This is a genomic window from Leptolyngbya sp. NK1-12 (assembly GCF_032598965.1).
Classification (GTDB): domain Bacteria; phylum Cyanobacteriota; class Cyanobacteriia; order Elainellales; family Elainellaceae; genus Elainella.
On sequence record NZ_CP053586.1, the window covers coordinates 2,516,704 to 2,531,815 of the forward strand.

At 51.7% G+C, this 15,112-nt stretch carries 17 protein-coding genes, 1 tRNA gene and 1 other annotated feature; of the genes, 11 read left to right on the forward strand and 7 right to left on the reverse strand.

Features of this window, described 5'->3' with window-relative positions; translation table 11 throughout:
• Nucleotides 1-51: 51 nt before the first annotated feature.
• From HJG54_RS10475 to HJG54_RS10490, 4 genes are all read right to left on the reverse strand, one after another.
• On the reverse strand, nt 52-852 hold the full coding sequence (locus HJG54_RS10475) for an energy-coupling factor ABC transporter ATP-binding protein (RefSeq protein WP_316434839.1): 801 nt from the start codon (nt 850-852) through the stop codon (nt 52-54).
• A gap of 31 nt (nt 853-883) precedes the next feature.
• Nucleotides 884-1,660, reverse strand: a complete 777-nt coding sequence (gene cbiQ, locus HJG54_RS10480) for a cobalt ECF transporter T component CbiQ (RefSeq protein WP_316434840.1) — start codon at nt 1,658-1,660, stop codon at nt 884-886.
• A gap of 222 nt (nt 1,661-1,882) precedes the next feature.
• Nucleotides 1,883-2,254, reverse strand: a complete 372-nt coding sequence (locus tag HJG54_RS10485) for a PDGLE domain-containing protein (RefSeq protein ID WP_316434841.1) — start codon at nt 2,252-2,254, stop codon at nt 1,883-1,885.
• A 54-nt stretch (nt 2,255-2,308) separates the two neighbouring features.
• On the reverse strand, nt 2,309-3,067 hold the full coding sequence (locus HJG54_RS10490) for an energy-coupling factor ABC transporter permease (RefSeq protein ID WP_316434842.1): 759 nt from the start codon (nt 3,065-3,067) through the stop codon (nt 2,309-2,311).
• Nucleotides 3,068-3,346: 279 nt separating this feature from the next.
• Between HJG54_RS10490 and rplS the strand changes: the two genes are divergently transcribed.
• The 8 genes from rplS to rplL all read left to right on the forward strand — a co-directional run bounded on the left by rplS (nt 3,347) and on the right by rplL (nt 7,459).
• The gene (gene rplS / locus HJG54_RS10495; protein WP_316434843.1) at nt 3,347-3,709 is read left to right on the forward strand and encodes a 50S ribosomal protein L19; all 363 of its coding nucleotides are present in this window, start codon (nt 3,347-3,349) and stop codon (nt 3,707-3,709) included.
• 130 nt (nt 3,710-3,839) lie between these two features.
• Nucleotides 3,840-3,912, forward strand: a tRNA-Trp gene (locus HJG54_RS10500).
• 81 nt (nt 3,913-3,993) lie between these two features.
• Nucleotides 3,994-4,269 carry a preprotein translocase subunit SecE gene (gene secE / locus HJG54_RS10505; RefSeq protein ID WP_051925561.1) on the forward strand — a complete coding sequence of 92 codons (276 nt, stop codon included), beginning with the start codon at nt 3,994-3,996 and terminating at the stop codon, nt 4,267-4,269.
• Nucleotides 4,269-4,895, forward strand: a complete 627-nt coding sequence (gene nusG, locus HJG54_RS10510) for a transcription termination/antitermination protein NusG (protein ID WP_316434844.1) — start codon at nt 4,269-4,271, stop codon at nt 4,893-4,895. The genes secE and nusG overlap by 1 nt, the downstream gene beginning before the upstream one ends.
• Before the next feature lie 7 nt (nt 4,896-4,902).
• Entirely contained in the window at nt 4,903-5,328 is a 426-nt protein-coding gene (gene rplK / locus HJG54_RS10515; protein ID WP_036004471.1) for a 50S ribosomal protein L11, read from the forward strand.
• Nucleotides 5,329-5,477: 149 nt separating this feature from the next.
• A complete protein-coding gene (gene rplA, locus HJG54_RS10520) occupies nt 5,478-6,194 on the forward strand; it encodes a 50S ribosomal protein L1 (protein ID WP_316434845.1) in 717 nt (238 codons plus the stop codon).
• A gap of 50 nt (nt 6,195-6,244) precedes the next feature.
• Nucleotides 6,245-6,403: a sequence feature (ribosomal protein L10 leader region), on the forward strand.
• Nucleotides 6,404-6,468: 65 nt separating this feature from the next.
• A complete protein-coding gene (gene rplJ, locus HJG54_RS10525; RefSeq protein ID WP_211620078.1) occupies nt 6,469-7,008 on the forward strand; it encodes a 50S ribosomal protein L10 in 540 nt (179 codons plus the stop codon).
• Between the two features lie 52 nt (nt 7,009-7,060).
• The gene (rplL, locus tag HJG54_RS10530; protein WP_316434847.1) at nt 7,061-7,459 is read left to right on the forward strand and encodes a 50S ribosomal protein L7/L12; all 399 of its coding nucleotides are present in this window, start codon (nt 7,061-7,063) and stop codon (nt 7,457-7,459) included.
• A 202-nt stretch (nt 7,460-7,661) separates the two neighbouring features.
• Here rplL and HJG54_RS10535 read toward each other — a convergent pair whose 3' ends face one another.
• Nucleotides 7,662-8,198, reverse strand: a complete 537-nt coding sequence (locus HJG54_RS10535) for a GIY-YIG nuclease family protein (RefSeq protein WP_316434848.1) — start codon at nt 8,196-8,198, stop codon at nt 7,662-7,664.
• Nucleotides 8,199-8,254: 56 nt separating this feature from the next.
• Between HJG54_RS10535 and HJG54_RS10540 the strand changes: the two genes are divergently transcribed.
• Nucleotides 8,255-9,754, forward strand: coding sequence for a methyltransferase domain-containing protein (locus HJG54_RS10540; RefSeq protein WP_316434849.1), 1,500 nt, complete (start codon nt 8,255-8,257; stop codon nt 9,752-9,754).
• A 6-nt stretch (nt 9,755-9,760) separates the two neighbouring features.
• Here the strand turns inward: HJG54_RS10540 and menA are convergent, their stop codons facing one another.
• Entirely contained in the window at nt 9,761-10,726 is a 966-nt protein-coding gene (gene menA, locus HJG54_RS10545; protein ID WP_316434850.1) for a 2-carboxy-1,4-naphthoquinone phytyltransferase, read from the reverse strand.
• A 312-nt stretch (nt 10,727-11,038) separates the two neighbouring features.
• Here menA and HJG54_RS10550 point away from each other — a divergent pair, with 312 nt between their 5' ends.
• Both HJG54_RS10550 and HJG54_RS10555 read left to right on the forward strand, forming a co-directional pair.
• A complete protein-coding gene (locus HJG54_RS10550) occupies nt 11,039-12,475 on the forward strand; it encodes a cytochrome P450 (RefSeq protein ID WP_316434851.1) in 1,437 nt (478 codons plus the stop codon).
• 350 nt (nt 12,476-12,825) lie between these two features.
• Entirely contained in the window at nt 12,826-14,127 is a 1,302-nt protein-coding gene (locus HJG54_RS10555) for an isochorismate synthase (RefSeq protein WP_316434853.1), read from the forward strand.
• A 19-nt stretch (nt 14,128-14,146) separates the two neighbouring features.
• On the opposite strand, the gene HJG54_RS10560 is transcribed toward HJG54_RS10555, so the two are convergent.
• Nucleotides 14,147-15,079: a 2OG-Fe(II) oxygenase gene (locus HJG54_RS10560; RefSeq protein WP_316434854.1), complete on the reverse strand. Its 933-nt coding sequence runs from the start codon at nt 15,077-15,079 to the stop codon at nt 14,147-14,149.
• Nucleotides 15,080-15,112 lie beyond the last annotated feature (33 nt).

A 15,112-nucleotide genomic window follows, 5' to 3' on the forward strand; every position in this document is an offset into this window, starting at 1 on the left:
TTTGAGGCACCTTGTCTATCCTATCAACTTCTTTACCCTGCAAGGCTGCACTTACCAATGGGGTAGGGTGGCCGGGTGGGGTTGTTCCAGTGGACGATGCTCTAGCTGACAATAGGGACGGGTATAACAGAGGGGCCGTTCCAAGGCGTGTCGTTCCAGAAAGTCCTGATCGTTCATCACCGCTTCGGTAGGGCCATCGTAGACAATTTCTCCTTGACTCAGCACAATCGTGCGGCTGCATAAATCCAAAGCTAAATCCAGATCGTGAGTAGCAACGAGTTGGGTCAGCGGTAAATTTTGCAGCAAATAAATGAGTTGACGCCGCGAGCGTGGATCTAACTGGGCCGTGGGTTCATCCAAAACCAAAATCTGCGGCTGCATGGCGAGCACACCGGCGATGGCGACCCGCTTTTTTTCGCCACCGGATAGGTTACTGGCGTTCCGACTGGCATAGTGTTCTGGGTTTAGCCCGACCGCATACATGGCATGTTCAGCCCGATGGGCCAATGCTGCACCGCTCAAACCCTGGTTGCGAGGACCGAAGGTGATATCTTCCCAAACCGTCGGCATGAAGATTTGGTCGTCTGGGTTCTGAAACACTAGCCCGACAAAATTGCGCACAGCTTTTAGATGACGCGATTCGACCGGCAGTTCACCCACAATAATTTCGCCGGTTTGGGGCAACAAAATCCCGTTAAAGTGCAGCAGCAGCGTGGATTTCCCAGAGCCATTGGCTCCAACAATGGCAATTTTCTCACTGGCGTGAATCGATAGATTAATGTTTCTAAGCGCCTCGGTCCCATCGGGATAGGCGTAACTCAGGTGGGTGATGGTAATGGGGTTGTGATGCATCGAATATCGAGACCGTAAAACGAACCAAACTCTAGAACCACAAATAAACCGCTTGTCCTAACAGCAATAGCAGCGTCATCAGGGTGAGGGCAATCCTGTCTTGGCGGCCGGCGGTAGTCACTTCAGCCACGGGGGGAAGCCCGGTATAGCCACGAGCCAGCATTGCTTGGTGAATCCGTTCGCCGCGTTCGTAGGTGCGGATGAATAATCCCCCAATCATGTTGCCAACCACGAGCCGCTGTTGCCGAGAGCCGCTGGTGAGATTGCGAGACGCTGCTGCCCGCCGCATCGTGTTAAACTCTTCGACCAAAACGCCAATATAGCGATACATCGCCGCGAAAATTGCCACGAGTAGCGGGGGAGTTCTAAGAGCAGCTAGGGCATGCAGCAGCGCTGGAACCGAGGTCGTCAGCACTAATAAATTCAGCATCAGCAAACACAGCAACGCTTTGGTTGCCACACTGCCCAATACCATCAGCCCCACCGTGGTAATCTGTAGCCCTTGCCAACGCCAGAGAACGGTACCTCCCTGCCGAAACAACGTCCCTAGCAGGACTACGGCAATAAAGGTAAATTCTGCCGCCACCCGACGTAATAGGATCGGTAACGTGATGCGGCTCAATCCCATCAGGATTACCAGCCCTAAAGCGTAAATCGCCCAAGTCCACCAGCGGCCCTGGGGGGTTAAAGCGGTTGCAAACACGAACAGTAGCGCACAAAGCAGGCGAGTACGCGGAGCTAGCTGATGCCAGGGTGAGGAGCGCTGACTATCTGCATCTAGCTGGAAGGCACCGATGTGCAAAAGCATGGGCAACGCTCCAAGGTTGTCTCAGAGAGGATCGAAGAAACAAACGGAAATCAAATTGAGATCAATGAACTGCCACATTTGGCGGCATGGCTGCCGGTTACCCGCTGAGAAGCATCCACCTCCAAGAGATTGAGTTCCTATTGAATATACGGTTGAATGCGGAAGTTGGTCTGGATAATCGCAATCACCTGCTTTTGACTTCTGCCTTCTGGTTCCCAACCCTCAGCGTGGAAGCTGGTCTGGATAATCGCGATCAGACAGGGTCGTATCCGAACTTCTGCCTTTGACGAAAAGTTTGCCTGCTCCCCACGCCAATCCAAAGGTCACCAGTGTACCGATCAAGCCAGCGATAGGAGTGGCAATGCCGTCGGGTGCGCCCCGCAAAGCGTACTCCTCAAAAATGTTGTAAAAGGGTAGCCGTTGTGCCGGGGCATCTTCTGTTGCTTTGGTGTCGAACCCATGATCTTGAGCCACCCGATCGAGGCCATCGGGATCCGAACTGGCAAAAGGAGAAAGTAAGACAGCAACCAAAAGCGCGATTCCTAATCCAGTGATCACAAAGGCGCGGTTTCGAGTCTGGGCAGATCTATTCATAACGATAATTCCTTTGATTCCTTGCGATGCTTGCTATAGTCCAGGTTAGTGATTTCAGCGTGGCATCAGGGGACGCGGCAAGGCCGTGCGGGTTTGCGGCGGGTCGAACAGCAGATCGGGTCGAGTCCGCCAAATGTAGCTAACCGCGATCAGGGTGATGATGGCTTCGCCAATCGCGATCAGCACATGCCATCCCAACATCGCAGATAGGGCAATGCCCAGCGGCACGGTTCCAGAGAGGCCAAGCTGAATCGCACAGGCCAACGCCGCCACCACAACGCTGGTCCAAGCTGCGACTACGGTTGCAATCGCCATGCCGCGCCAGCTATTAAACCCAACCGCAGCGCGAACCGCTCGATAAAGGTAATAGCCGCCGAAGGTGCCGATCAGTCCCATATTAAAAATGTTGGCTCCCAGCACCGTCAAACCACCGTCCTGGAACAGGACTGCCTGGACGATAAAAACTACCACCATCACGAGTGAACCGGCCCAGGGTCCAAGCAAGATGCCGGCCAGCGTACCGCCCAGCAAATGTCCAGACGTGCCGCCCGGAATCGGAAAATTGATCATCTGTGCCGCAAAAATAAAGGCGGCACAGACTCCCATCAGCGGCACAGCCCGTTCCTGATAGTCTCGTTGCACCTGCTTGAGGCAGACGGCAATCAAAACAAGCGTTGCTACCCAGGTGAATAGACTAACGGGGAGATTCAGAAAACCGTCAGGGATATGCAGGGCCAGATAGGGCGGTGCCATCCTGAGAAATTGGCTGGGTAGAGCCAAAGTTGAAAGACCAAACGATAAAACGTCAATCATGTATCCTACGCTTAGCTGGATGAATTGAATCGGTGAATTGAATCAGCAGGGCTGTCTGTCAGTTAAGCTCTCAACCCCACTGAGAAAATTCAATCCCCTGGGAGGGTATTTGTCCCCATCTTTTAAGGAGAAATACAGAAACTCCCCGGCAGCCAGAGATTCTGAGGCCAATTGCGCCTGTGCATTTGCCCAATTTCCTCCTAATTTCCTGACTGGGGAAGTAGACTATTTGCTAACCCCTACGCTATGATTAGCGATTGTGAGTTTTTGAGAAATCTGATGAACGCTCAAGAGATTATCAACTCCATTGAAGCGGAGCAGCTTAAAACAGACCTGCCCGTGATTCATGTGGGCGACACTGTTAAAGTCGGTGTTGTGATCCAGGAAGGAGGAAAAGAGCGGGTCCAGCCCTACGAAGGCACCGTGATAGCAATGCGGAACGGCGGTATCAATGAAACCATCACCGTGCGGCGGATCTTTCAAGGCGTCGGCGTAGAGCGAGTCTTTCTCATTCATTCTCCTCGCATTGCTAGCATCAAAGTATTGCGGCGCGGTAAGGCACGGCGAGCCAAGCTCTACTATCTGCGTGAGCGGGTCGGTAAAGCAACTCGCTTGAAGCAGCGTTTCGATCGCCCGATCTAGTTTAGTTTAGATTGTCTACTCGGTTGGAAAAGCAGTCGGAAACTACCCAAACGGCAGCGGCTCAACAACGAATCACGCAATCGATTAACTGCTAGACTAGAGAAGCATCCGAAGGATTGCTGCAAAGCGTGCGTCCTTAGTTCAGTTGGTAGAACGCAGGTCTCCAAAACCTGATGTCGGGGGTTCGAGTCCTCCAGGGCGCGCTGTTAATACATTGATCTGGTTAGTGCAAGTTCAGCTTGACTAGAGCATCCTGTTCACTCGTGGCGAGGCGCTAGTAGATTGTGGCAAAGAAAGGCGAAGCAGACGTAAAGGGACAAAAAGAAGTCAAAGACACTAAGGACGCCAAAGAGTCGAAAAAAGTTGAGGAAGCCAAATCTGGCTTTAATCCCTCCACTTTTGTTCAAGGTCTGAAGGAAGAATTAGACAAAGTCGTTTGGCCGAGTCGCCAGCAGTTGATTAGCGAGTCCATTGCCGTCATTTTGATGGTCACTCTCTCTGCAACAATCATTTATTTGGTCGATAACTTCTTTGGTTGGGCCGCAAAGCAGGTGTTCTAATGATTGCCTCATCAGATGAATTCGATAATTTCCATGAGGACGACGAACAGTCGCCTTCAGCCACCGGTGCCCGTTGGTACGCGGTTCAGGTTGCTTCTGGATGCGAAAATCGCGTCAAGATCAATCTAGAGCAGCGCATCGAGACACTGGATGTTGGTGATCGAATTTTTCAGATCGAGATTCCTCAAACGCCGGTGCTAAAGCCCCAGAAGGGAGGTAAGCCCAAAGAAGGCGCTGAAAAGGTTTTTCCAGGCTATGTGCTGATTCGCATGATCATGGACGATGAATCTTGGCAGGTCGTCAAGAACACGCCCAATGTGATCAACTTTGTTGGGGCTGAGCAGAAGCGCCGTTATGGACGGGGCAGAGGCCATGTGAAGCCGGTGCCGTTAGGTGCGGCTGAGGTAGAGCGAATCTTTAAGCAGGCCCAAGAGCAGAAGCCGGTCGTCAAGGTGGATATGGCTGCCGGAGACAAGATTTTGGTGCTGTCTGGTCCCTTCAAGGACTTTGAAGGAGAAGTGATCGAAGTCAGCCCAGAACGCAGCAAACTCAAGGCACTCCTCTCGATTTTTGGTCGAGATACGCCGGTTGAGCTGGAATTTAATCAAGTACAAAAGCAGAGCTAGAAAGCCAATGGCAAAAAAGGTTGTAGCAATCATCAAGCTAGCAATTCAGGCTGGCAAGGCAAACCCTGCGCCTCCGATTGGCCCTGCCTTGGGTCAGCACGGGGTAAACATCATGATGTTCTGCAAGGAATACAACGCCAAAACCTCCGATCAGGTGGGTACGGTGATTCCGGTAGAAATCTCGGTGTTTGAAGACCGCAGCTTTACGTTTGTTTTGAAAACGCCTCCCGCATCGGTTTTGATTGCCAAGGCGGCTGGCATCGAACGCGGTTCGGGTGAACCCAATAAAAAGAAAGTTGGCTCCATCTCCAGAGCGCAGCTTCAGGAAATCGCCCAAACTAAACTGCCTGACCTGAATGCAAACGACATTGAGGCGGCCATGAAAATTGTAGAAGGTACAGCCCGCAACATGGGCGTTACGGTTAAAGATTAGTTTTGAGTTCTTAGGGTTGAGTTTTGAATTACAGAGCAAACAGTAGTTCAATCACCCATAATTTAGAACTCAAAGCTAGAACCCAAAGCTCAAAGCTTAAACATTAGGGGGGAGAGCTTGGCTCGTGATTACCCCAGGAGAGATCAACGATGGCTAAGAAAGTATCGAAACGATTGCGAGAATTGCAGCAAAAGGTAGAGGATCGTCCCTACGAGCCGCTGGAAGCGTTGAGTTTGTTAAAAGAAACGGCGACGGCTAAATTCCCAGAGTCGGCAGAAGCCCATATCCGCTTAGGGATCGATCCCAAGTACACCGACCAGCAATTGAGAACAACAGTAGCCCTACCCAAAGGCACTGGGCAAACGGTGCGGGTTGCGGTGATTGCTCGCGGTGAAAAGGTGACGGAAGCATCTAACTCGGGTGCCGATATTTCTGGATCGGAAGAACTAATTGACGAGATCCAGAAGGGAATGATGGATTTTGATGTGCTGATTGCCACACCTGACATGATGCCGCAGGTTGCTAAGCTAGGTCGTCTGCTCGGTCCTAGAGGCTTGATGCCCTCTCCCAAAGGTGGTACGGTAACCTTTGATGTGGCGCAAGCAATTTCGGAATTCAAGGCTGGTAAACTGGAGTTCCGGGCTGACCGCAGCGGCATTGTTCACGTTATGTTTGGTAAGGCAGATTTCCCGGCTACCGATTTGCTGGCGAACCTAAAGGCGCTGCAGGAAACCATTGACCGGAACCGTCCGTCGGGTGCGAAAGGCCGCTACTGGCGTTCGATCTATGTGGCATCGACGATGGGACCTTCGATTCAGGTAGACATCAATGCCCTGCGAGACATGAAGGCTTCGGATGTGGCTTAGTTGTTTTAGTTGTTCAAGTAGCTGCCTAGGAAAGTTTATTATTGCCCATTTGCCCAATTGAATAGAAACCGGAGACAGCAGGTGCGACTCGCTTAATATCCTGCCGAGGTTGATTTCTAACTCCTGACCAGTTGTGAGATCAAACTGGTGCAGTGAGTCTGAAGCCTGCCAAGCCCCGGTTAATCTGACTGGGGTTTTTACATGTCAAAGGAGTTATAGGGCATGGGATCGTTCAGGCTTGGTCATTTCCCACAACCAAGGAGGTGAGATACGTATGGGAAGAACACTCGAAGACAAACAGGCGATTGTCAGCGAACTAAAGGAATCGTTGAGCCAGTCACAGCTTGCCGTTGTGATTGACTACAAAGGCCTGACGGTTGCTGAGATCACCGATCTGCGGAAGCGGTTGCGTCCGGCTGGGGCAGAGTGCAAGGTCACCAAAAATACGCTGATGCGGATTGCGGTCCAGGATGATCCCAACTGGAAGCCAATGGCCGAGATCTGCAAAGAATCGTCTGCGTTTCTGCTGCTGAAGGATGATCTGGGTAAGGCACTGAAAGCCTATCAAGATTTTCAGAAAGCGTCCAAGAAGACGGTGATTCGCGGCGGCGCGATGGAAGGACGGCTGCTGAGTGAGGCAGATGTCAAGGCAATTGCGGATCTGCCGTCGAAGGAGCAGCTGATGGCCCAAATCGCCGGTGCGATCAATGGAGTTGCCACCAAACTGGCGGTTGGTATCAACGAAGTACCATCCTCGTTGGCGCGGGCGCTGCAAGCCTATGCGGACAAAGACAAGGCCGACGAATCGGCTTAAGTTGCCTTCATTCAACCCTGTTTATACTTAACCATCTACAAGGAGTTCACTCATGTCTGCAAAAACAGATGCAATTTTGGAAGAATTGAAAACCCTCAGCTTGCTAGAAGCGGCTGAACTGGTGAAGCAAATCGAGGAAGCCTTCGGCGTTAGTGCCGCTGCTCCAGCGGGTGGCATGATGATGATGGCGGCTCCAGGTGCTGCTGCCGCTGCCCCGGCTGAGGAAGTCGAAGAGAAGACCGAATTTGACGTGGTTCTTGATGAAGTTCCTGCCGATAAGAAGATCGCGGTCCTCAAGGCAGTGCGTGAACTGACCGGCCTGGGCCTGAAGGAAGCCAAAGAATTGGTCGAATCCACGCCCAAGCCCGTGAAGGAAGGTATTCCCAAAGAGGCGGCTGAAGAAGCTAAGAAAGCAATCGAAGCAGCGGGCGGCAAAGTCAGCGTCAAATAGAGCTGCGGGAATTGCTCCCAACAAGCTAAACGTGAATCGAACCGGAGGGCGGGTATTTCTCGCCCTTTTTTGTTTGGAAATAGCTGCTTGAAGAGAAAGGTCAACCACTCCTGTCAATAGAATTTAATTCAGTCTTTGCAGTAGAGGGATCAATTGGTTCAGTTCAACCACATAGACCCCTTGGCAGGCTTGTGGCATGGCGCTACTTCAAATTCAGCAATCCTGCTTCCTTCGCTTTTGGATCGAACCGGACGGCCATCTTGACGCCTCTTGCCTCTAGTGCGGCCAACACCTCTGCCTCTACTCGTCGAGCCACCTGCTTCAGAATTTTGATTCTTCCGGCTTCGTCGCTGGCAGCATAGGCACTTTGTTCTTCCGGCGTCATTTGAGTTTTGGCGTCGATGGGCTGATTCCATTGATCGGCTGCCGCTCCATTTCCGATGGGAACTGCTCCATTTTCGGTGATCCAGGCATCTCGGATCGCTTCCAGAACAGTGCGGCTGGGCCGCTCGATCGTCTTCACCTTGACCCAATAGCAAGCCTGCGGCTGGCGGACCAAATGCTGTCTTAAACTAAGGCCAACATCACGAGAATAGCCGACATACTGCAAAACATGAGCCTGATCAAAAACGGCATAGACACCGACTTGCTGATCAAACTGAGCGCTGACCTCTCCGTCTTGATCCAGAATCGGGATGGCAGCGAGCGTGGCTAGGGCAGGTGGATTAGAATCAGTCATTATCGTTGAAGTAACTTTGGTAAACTACTAAGCGGCAGCAAGCTGAGTCACAGGCCATGAAATTTTGTAAGGTTGCTGACATTGCCGACTGGCAAGATGAGGCGTTTCAGGCGACAGCATCTCTTTTGCAATTGGAGTCGGTGAGGAATCGTCAAGTCTGGCCCTTGATTCAGATCTACACCGGACTGCATCAGTTGGGATTGCTGGGAGGGCAGGCCACAGCCCTAGGGCTGGCAGTGGGTGACGAACCGCTGATCTATGCCTTTGCCAACGGTTGTAATCGAGTGGTTGCAACCGACCTGTACGATCTCTACAACGGGCGAGAGGCGCTCACGACCCAAGAGGTTTACCGCCGCAATCCCTTCCCCTATGCCACAGATCGGCTCGAAGTTCGCCCGATGGACCTGACGCGGATTGACTATCCAGATCACAGTTTTGATTTTATCTGGAGTTGCCGCGCCATCGAACAAATGACTAACTTTGAGGCACTCTATCAGCTTTATCGCGAGATCCATCGCGTCTTGAAGCCAGGTGGGATTGCGGCCTTAGCTGCCGGGTTTAATCCGACGAATCGGCCTAGCTACGAACCGGCGATGCTGTTGGTGGATCATCCCTGGGTGCAGGCTTGGCTGACGGGCGATACCCCGTTACTGCAAGGATTTGAGCTGATTGATGCAGTAGACTACTCCGTCAGTCCTCAACCGGAAAATCCGCCCGTGCTGCCGAACGCAGAGACTGGCATTCAGGTTTACTACCAAGATATTTTGCTCAGCTCGATGGCGTTGTTTCTGCGGAAAACCGGCGAGTTTTCTACCTCATATTCCGAGGACTGGCTCGATCCATTTTGGCGGATTTATTTACTAGCCTGCGATGCCTATCGTGCCCAGCAATATCAACAGGCAGAAAATTTGCTGCGTCAGCTTGTGGAAACCGACTTGCCTGATCGACTGCGGCTGCGGGCGCTGCAACGATTGGCTGATACGCTGATGGCCCAGGGCAATAGCGAAGCTCTGAAGGCGGTTTGTGAAACGGCGGTGCCCTATGCGGAGCAGTCTGAAGATGGAGATTTGCTGATGCGTCTGGCCCGCTACTGTCGTAAAACGGGTTTGTTAAACGAAGCCCTGTTGCTCTATCGGCGGGTGGTGGAGCTGCCTAGCGTACCGCCCGAAACCGTGGGTCTCAGCTACCGCGCTCAGGCCAAATGTTTGATGCAGCAAGGCCACTACCAGCAGGCACTCACCCTGATCCAAATGGCAGAAACCTATAACGTGAACGAACGCCATCAGTTGGAATGGCTACGGGGAAGCTGCTATCAGGATTTGGGCCAATTGGAAGAAGCAATTCGCTGCTACGACATTGCAGCAAAAATTGCCCCAGAACAAGACTATGCCTTTCGGGAGCGCTGTGTCCGCGATGCCAATAAGTGCTTGCGGCTCCAGCTTTCGCAAACCAACAAGCAACTCACCCAACTGCAAGACAATCGCCTGCTGCAAGTCTATACCTCGCTTCGGTCAGCTGGGCGTTCGGTGAAGCGCTGGCTGCGGTTCGGCAAGTAGATTTTCCTAGCTCAGGCCCGCTATTCCAAAAGCCACACAAAGCAACAAACTGCTCCAAAAATGTAGGCCCACAGCAAAAAACTTGCAGTTGCGCACTCGTTCGGGCTGGTCGTGATACTGCAAGGCATGGCGAGAGAGACTGACAGCGGTGGGAGCACTGACCAGAATCAACAATATCCAGACGGGAAACAGCTTTAGCCCTACAAGTAATCCGGCCAAGGCAAAGATGCCGCCACTGAGCCAGGGAATGAGCTGAGCCGACCGCTGGGTCCCCAAACGCACCACAGGTGACCGTTTGCCCGCCGCTAGGTCATCCTCGACCTGGTGAAAATGAGAGCAAAACAGAATCAAACTGGTGCTGATACCCAGAATCACAGAAACGGCCAAGCTCGTCGCTGACCAAGTCTGGGTCTGGCTGTAGTAGGCGGCAGAAACGGCCAGCGGTCCGAAGCTAAAAAAGCAGAGAATTTCGCCCAATCCCTGATAGCCCAAGCGGAACGGCGGTCCGTGGTAGACATAGCCCAAACCACAGCAGAGCAGAATCAGCCCCAGCACGGTGAAATCCTGCTGCCACCAGCTAATTGCCAAAATGCCCGCAATTCCCAATCCCAAACAGAGGTTGCCAATCCAAAAAATTAGCGATTTGTTGCCGGTTAGGTTGACCAGCGAGGTGGGTTCATTGGCATCGATGCCGGTTTCGGCGTCAAAGACATCGTTACTGAGGTTTTCCCAGGCTAGAATCAGAATTGCTGACCCCAGAAACGTCAGGAAACTGCCCCAGTGCAGCGTATGGGTTTCGGCAAAGGCCACGGCGGTACCCAGGGCAATCGGAAAAATCGCCACGCTATACATCGGCGGCATCAGAGCAGCCAGCCATAATTTTTTGCGCTCCTCAGCCGTGGGAGAGCCAGAAGACTCGTTTGGGCTGGGAGAATCTGGGTTAGGGGAATAGGAAGCAACCTTGGTTGTCATAGGGAATTGGTCATAGGGGATTGGTCATAGGGGATTTGTTAAAAGAGCAGTAAAGCTGGAATTAGACCCAGAACCTTCTCACCGTGAGCGTTTCAACCGTTGCAATTGTACGATGAATCAGCACGGTTTTTGGCCGTTTCAGCCGGACTGAGGCCTGAAATCACGTAACGAATCATTGCGACTGCTACGCTAGTTTGTGAGTCAGTAGGCGACGGTGAAAGAACGGTGTGCCTGCAATGGTGGGCTTACATGTGTGCCTACAATAGGGCTGTGCCTCCATCGACGTTCACCATCGAGCTTGGAAACCGAGTGATGAAACTGCCAGAAGATCCTACTACGCCAGCCTTGCTGCAAACGCTTCATATGATTGCAGACCCAACGGGTTTTCTAGATACTTGTGCTCAGCGTTATGGCGATGCATTTACCTTGCGCGTGCTCGGGTCTAGTTCGCCGCCGGTTGTGTTTTTCAGCGATCCAGAGGCGATTCAGGCGATCTATACCCAGTTGGCAGATCAATTTGAGTTAGGCAAAGTGACTCATGTATTTCGGCCCCTGACGGGCGATCGGTCCCTGATTATGCAAGACGGGACCAGCCACCAGAACCAGCGCCAGCTCCTGATGCCTGCGCTGTATGGAGAAGGACTGTTTCGTTGCGGTGAGCTGATTTGCACCATCACACGACAAAAGGCGGCCACTTGGTCGGTGGGATCGGTGATCTCGGTGCAGGAGCAGATGCTAGAGATTTCATTAGAAATCATTCTGCGGGTGGTATTTGGCATGCAGCTCGGTCAACGCTACACGCGGTTGAAGGCATTGCTGCATACCTTGCTGGAGTGGGTGAATTCGCCGCTCTATTCGGTGCAGTTCTTTTTGCCGCCCTTACAGCAGGATTTGGGTCGTTGGAGTCCCTGGGGTCGATTTGTGCATTTGCGTCAGCAGATCGATGAATTGCTCTATGCCGAAATTGCCGAACGACGACAATGGATTGCAGACCAACCGACGGAACGATCTGAGCCGCCACAGCCGTCAGAGCCAACGGATATCCTCTCGCTGCTGATTGCCGCCCGCGACAGCGAAGGTCAGCCTCTCAGCGATCAGGAACTGCGAGATCAGCTGATGACCCTGCTGCTATTGGGCCATGAAACGACGGCATCAGGCTTAACTTGGGCCTTTTACTGGATCTACCAAAATCCAGCGATACTGTTGTGCTTGCGCAGCGAATTGGAACACCTGCCGACGGATATCGATCCGGTTCAGCTCTCCCAACAACCCTATCTCACGGCAGTTTGTAAAGAAGCATTGCGGGTTTATCCAATTGCGCTGATCTCCCAGCCGCGGAAAGTAAAGCAAACGATTAAGCTGAAGGGCTATGAGTTTGAGCCGGGTACCGTTCTGGTTCCCTGTATCTACTTAGCGCACCGCCGTGCCCAGACCTATCCAGAGGCCGACCAATTCCGTCCAGAGCGCTTCTTGAACTGCAAACTGTCGCCGTATGAATATTTCCCCTTTGGGGGCGGCAATCGTAGCTGTATTGGTATGGCTCTAGCCCTGTTTGAAATGAAGCTAATTTTGGCCACCCTGATGCGGTATTACCAATTCACTCCAACACGGCCCATCCAGCCTATACACCGTCCAGCCCGCCGCGGCATCACTTTTGTGCCTCCAGGCAATTTGCAACTGCGGGTAACGGCCAAGCAAACTCTCCCAGCCGCCGAGCAAGACTCGCATGTCCTGACTTCTGACTTCTGACTTCTGACTCCTAGCTTCTGACTTTTCTGACTCCGGTTCGGCTGATCTCACCGTCGCTCGCGGAGCGCGTTCCACGAACGAAACCTGACTCCTGACTCCTCACGAATTTCACAACTCATTTCGCACAGCTATATGTTACTTGTAGTTATATTCCCAGCATCAACAAATTAAATTTTCATAGTCCAATCAATCTCAAGGATTTTTTGCGTTCAATGCTATGCCAATCGCCCTTTAGCCGCTTAGATTCCTCACAGGATTGTAAAAAGTTATATCAATTTCTTGACTTTTGTCAGCAGCAGTCTATCGCTGATTCTCAACCTAAAATTGCCAGTATTTCTCTAGAGATTCCATTGATTGATCCCCTGCTGGTTTTATCGAAACTTGCTAAACAAAATCAACCGCATTTTTATTTTGAAAATCGCGATAAACATCAAGCAATTGCTGCTTTTGATACGGCAATTTTGCAACAAATGAGCGGTGCTAATCGGTTCTCGGAGGCACAGCAGTTTATTCAGGGTTGCTTCCAGCGATTGTTGTCCAATTATCCCGATATCTATGCGGTTCAGCCGCCGTGGAATGCACCTTGTTTTTTTTGCAGCTTCACTTTTTTTGATCACAATCGCACGGTTGATTCGCCCTTTCCGCCTGCCACGGTTTTTTTGCCGCATTGGCAAATTGTGAGATGGCAGGAAGCGAGCTTTGTCATTGTCAATTGGGAAATTGATACAGCTTCTCGAATTGGTGAATTAACCCAAACGATTTGGAATCAATTGCAGAAATTACAGTTGATTCAATACGATGGATTCTATTTGGCTGAAGACCAAAAAGCGCGGCTAAATCGATGGGAAATTATCGAGACTCACGATTTTCAATCAACGGTCAGTTCAGCACTGCAATCAATTCATCAGCAAGCTTATAAAAAACTTGTTTTAGCTCATGCAATTGATGTTTGTTCTAATTTGCCGTTTCAGTGGAGCCGCTCGCTGCATCATCTGCGGCAGCTCCATCCCGATTGCTGTGTGTTCTCCACCGGCAACGGCAACGGACAGCGGTTTATTGGGGCTAGTCCAGAGCGGTTGTTGAGTATTCGCAATCGCAAGCTGATCACCGACGCATTGGCTGGATCCGCCTCACGGGGCCGTACTGCCGTTGAAGATGTCGATTTCGCTAATCGATTATTCAACAGCGAAAAGGAGCGGCGGGAGCACCAGCTCGTGGTAGAGTTCATTGCTCAGCAACTCACGGCTCTGGGCCTGCATCCGCGTTATGCAGAAGTGCCTGCCCTGCTGAGGTTGTCGAATATCCAGCACCTGCATACTCCGATTCAAGCGGTGTTGCCGGCCCATTTACATCCGCTGCAACTGCTGACCGCTTTACATCCTACACCTGCCGTAGCCGGAATGCCGCGCCAAACTGCCTGCGAGCAAATTCTGCACTATGAACAGTTTGACCGTTCCCTCTACGCCGCACCGCTGGGATGGGTCGATGCCCACGGCAACGCTGAATTTATTGTTGGCATCCGTTCAGCCCTCCTTGATGGCAATCGTGCCCGCCTGTATGCGGGGGCTGGAATTGTGGCCGGTTCTGACCCGGAGCGAGAATTGGCGGAGGTGAAGCTGAAGTTGCAGGCGCTGTTGCGGGGATTGATTTAATAATAATCAGCAAGACTAATCAGCGGCGAATCCACCCATTGATCGTGAAGCGGCTGTCGGCAAAGTCCTGTGAGGGGCAGTGAATTGGCAGCACCTCATGCATGTAGCGGCTCAAGAAAAACACAATGCTATTGTTGCGTGGTTCAACGGTTTTGAACGTGTGGGCCTGAACGTAGTAGTTATTCTGGATTTTACTGTCATAGATCACGAGTTCGCCGCCGCTAAAGGCTTTTGGTTCGCGATGAAAGTAATAGACATAGGTCAATTCGCGAGTGGCTGTGTCCTGACTGCCGTTATCGTTGTGAACCTTGTAAAACTGACCGTCATTATGGGCAGTGAGCTGCGCTTCGATCTGGGTAACTGGAAACGGAGCAAGGCTAAATTGCTCACATACTTGCGGTAATACTTGCTGAATTTGCCGGGTGATTAGCTCAGAAAATTCAGGAAATGAATACAGGACAACTGATTCTCGATAATTGGCTTCACCTGTGAAGGTGGACGAAGGAACGAACTCAGCTTCATGTTCGATGACGTAATCTAACAATCGCTGATGATCCGCAGGTGCAAGAAACTGATCGAGCTGAAGATACTTAGAGATACAGGGATCGGAATCAGATTGCAATGGTGTGGTACTTGGATTAGATGAGGCGACTTGGTTTTGCTCGATAATCAGCGGCGGTTCGGTAATCAAACCCACTAACCGATCGCTGGGAAAGGCAAGAACTGCTTTGCCATGCTGAATTGGAATTTGGAACAACCGCTTGACCGAATTGCCGTTTCCGGCCACCAAGGTTTCATATAGATCGTGCAGCAGCGGGTCTTCAGGCATGACAGTAACTGTGTACTCCTGGCCGCCAGTAAGCAAAAGCGTAATAGCCACCTGATCGGAGGTTGCTTCCGGCTGTGTTTTGGCTACTTTTTTGCGCTGTTCTACGAATCCTTTCCGCTTCATGGTTGTGCTCCAACCCATTCCGTTCTTGACCTC

Excerpts from the sequence above, each read along its gene's own strand:
- HJG54_RS10485 (WP_316434841.1), bottom strand. The coding sequence starts at position 2,254 with ATGAATAGATCTGCCCAGACTCGAAACCGCGCCTTTGTGATCACTGGA.
- rplK (WP_036004471.1), top strand. The coding sequence starts at position 4,903 with ATGGCAAAAAAGGTTGTAGCAATCATCAAGCTAGCAATTCAGGCTGGC.
- rplA (WP_316434845.1), top strand. The coding sequence starts at position 5,478 with ATGGCTAAGAAAGTATCGAAACGATTGCGAGAATTGCAGCAAAAGGTA.
- nusG (WP_316434844.1), top strand. The coding sequence starts at position 4,269 with ATGATTGCCTCATCAGATGAATTCGATAATTTCCATGAGGACGACGAA.
- HJG54_RS10560 (WP_316434854.1), bottom strand. The coding sequence starts at position 15,079 with ATGAAGCGGAAAGGATTCGTAGAACAGCGCAAAAAAGTAGCCAAAACA.
- rplS (WP_316434843.1), top strand. The coding sequence starts at position 3,347 with ATGAACGCTCAAGAGATTATCAACTCCATTGAAGCGGAGCAGCTTAAA.
- HJG54_RS10535 (WP_316434848.1), bottom strand. The coding sequence starts at position 8,198 with ATGACTGATTCTAATCCACCTGCCCTAGCCACGCTCGCTGCCATCCCG.
- HJG54_RS10550 (WP_316434851.1), top strand. The coding sequence starts at position 11,039 with ATGAAACTGCCAGAAGATCCTACTACGCCAGCCTTGCTGCAAACGCTT.
- HJG54_RS10540 (WP_316434849.1), top strand. The coding sequence starts at position 8,255 with ATGAAATTTTGTAAGGTTGCTGACATTGCCGACTGGCAAGATGAGGCG.
- cbiQ (WP_316434840.1), bottom strand. The coding sequence starts at position 1,660 with ATGCTTTTGCACATCGGTGCCTTCCAGCTAGATGCAGATAGTCAGCGC.
- rplJ (WP_211620078.1), top strand. The coding sequence starts at position 6,469 with ATGGGAAGAACACTCGAAGACAAACAGGCGATTGTCAGCGAACTAAAG.
- HJG54_RS10490 (WP_316434842.1), bottom strand. The coding sequence starts at position 3,067 with ATGATTGACGTTTTATCGTTTGGTCTTTCAACTTTGGCTCTACCCAGC.
- HJG54_RS10475 (WP_316434839.1), bottom strand. The coding sequence starts at position 852 with ATGCATCACAACCCCATTACCATCACCCACCTGAGTTACGCCTATCCC.
- rplL (WP_316434847.1), top strand. The coding sequence starts at position 7,061 with ATGTCTGCAAAAACAGATGCAATTTTGGAAGAATTGAAAACCCTCAGC.
- menA (WP_316434850.1), bottom strand. The coding sequence starts at position 10,726 with ATGACAACCAAGGTTGCTTCCTATTCCCCTAACCCAGATTCTCCCAGC.